This is a genomic window from Flavobacterium sp., from assembly GCF_035760125.1.
Lineage (GTDB): Bacteria > Bacteroidota > Bacteroidia > Flavobacteriales > Flavobacteriaceae > Flavobacterium.
On record NZ_DASTTN010000507.1, the window covers coordinates 1 to 2,083 of the forward strand.

At 35.0% G+C, this 2,083-nt stretch carries 1 protein-coding gene and 1 pseudogene; one reads left to right on the plus strand and one right to left on the minus strand.

What is annotated here, in order from left to right; translation table 11 throughout:
• Positions 1-690 (plus strand): annotated as a pseudogene (locus tag VFS71_RS18185) (insulinase family protein); the annotation flags it as partial.
• A 406-nt stretch (positions 691-1,096) separates the two neighbouring features.
• Here VFS71_RS18185 and VFS71_RS18190 read toward each other — a convergent pair.
• On the minus strand, positions 1,097-2,083 hold a 987-nt coding region (locus VFS71_RS18190; protein ID WP_326403041.1), incomplete at its 5' end, for a ribonuclease E/G.

A 2,083-nucleotide genomic window follows, 5' to 3' on the forward strand; every position in this document is an offset into this window, starting at 1 on the left:
CCGATGTTTTATTTTGACAAATATGGAAATCCGTTGGAAAAACCGATTTTAAATAAAGAAATTCCAACAGGAATCACTGCCAAAAACATACTTGAGAATTACATCAAAGCAATTGGAGGTGAGGAAGCAGTTTTCTCGGTACAATCGATTGTAATGACTGGATCAGCTTCTATTCCGCAGGCTCCAGCACCTTTAACCTATACTTCAAAAAGTGACACTAATGGAAATTCATTAGTAGAAATTTCAATGGAAGGCATTAGTATGATGAAACAGGTCATCACTCAAAAAGGAGCCTATACCATAGAACAAGGACAACGCAAAGACTTTGAAGGAGCGGAACTGGCCGAAATACAAGCATCAGCAACACCATTTGAAGAACTTCTTTTATTAAAGAAAACAGAACTGACTATCGACCGAATTGAAATCATCAATGGAAACTACACATATGCCATCAAAAATGAAAAAAACACTTATTTCTACGATACCAAAACTGGATTAAAACTAGCTGAATCTAAAATCATAGAACAAGACGAAGAAATAATTATTGTCACTACTAATTTCAATGATTATAGAGAAGTAAAAAGTATAAAAATCCCTTTCAATATCATCCAAAATATAGGCATTGAACTGGATATCAAAATATCTGAAATCACAATCAACGAAGGAGTAAATGACACTGATTTCCAATAATCAGCATTTCCCTTATTCACAAAAAAGACTGTCTTAATCAACAGTCTTTTTTTTTACCATATTTTTCTTTAAATAATAGTACTAAATCATTCAACAACCCAAGTTTGATAATTTTCGGTACAGCTTTTTTAGATGATAGCAAAAAAAAGTAAAATATAACCTCTTAGCCCCGATTACTTCACTATGCTTTTATTTTCATAGGAGTTCAGTGAACTTCGTTTGCAGTGGAAATCCTTGTGAGTCTCGTTTTTTCAACGAGACTCACAAGATTGCAACGGATAGCGGAACCATACTGACTAAAACACCAAATCTTTCTACTCCAAAATATTAAACCTTATTAATAAAAACCGTCGGAAAAAGACACAAAAAAACCGTCTCGTTAAAAAAAACGAGACGGTTCTTTGTTTTATTCCTTAATAACATTTCCCTTTTTATCGTAGAAATGATATTCTAAATACGTGTAAGCGTCACGTGGTATGATTTTCACCCATTTTTTGTGTTCAAAAAACCATCTTGAACGCAATGATGGAAAACCTTTACTGAGGTATGCAGCCACAAACGGATGTACATTGAGCACTACTTTATTGTGGGTTTTTAAAACTCTTTCCAGATCGGAAGCAATTCTATCAATGATTAAAATTGGCGCTTCAATTTCGCCATTCTCATTGTTTGGATCTTCTTCTCTAGTTTTAATGTTAACTTCTGGTCTTACGCGTTGTCTGGTAATTTGGACCAACCCAAATTTACTCGGTGGTAAGATTTTGTGTTTCGCTTTATCGTCGCTCATTTCTTCTCTCAAGAAGTCGAACAAGACTTTACGATTTTCGGGATTCGACATATCAATAAAATCAACTACTATGATTCCGCCCATATCACGAAGACGCAATTGTCTCGCTATTTCGGCGGCTGCAATCATATTGACTTCCATGGCAGTATCCTCTTGGTTGGTAGCTTTATTGGAACGGTTTCCGCTGTTTACGTCAATAACGTGTAAAGCTTCTGTGTGTTCTATAATAAGATAAGCCCCTTTACTCATGGAAACAGTTTTCCCAAATGAAGTCTTGATTTGTCTCTCTATATTGTATTTCTCAAAAATAGGAGTGTCTTTGGACTGATAGAACTTAACAATTGATTGTTTGGATGGTGCAATTTCTTGCAGATAATCCTTTGTTTGGTTGTACAACTCTTCGTCATCAATCTGAATACTACTGAAAGTATCATTAAATACATCTCTTAATATTGAAGAAGCTCTATTGAGCTCTCCTAATACTTTGGAAGGATGATGAGCAGTTGGTAATTTTTTACACATTGCAGTCCATCTGCTAAGCAGGTTCTGCAAATCTTTTTCTAATTCTACTGTGCTTTTGCCTTCGGCTACTGTGCGAACAATAAC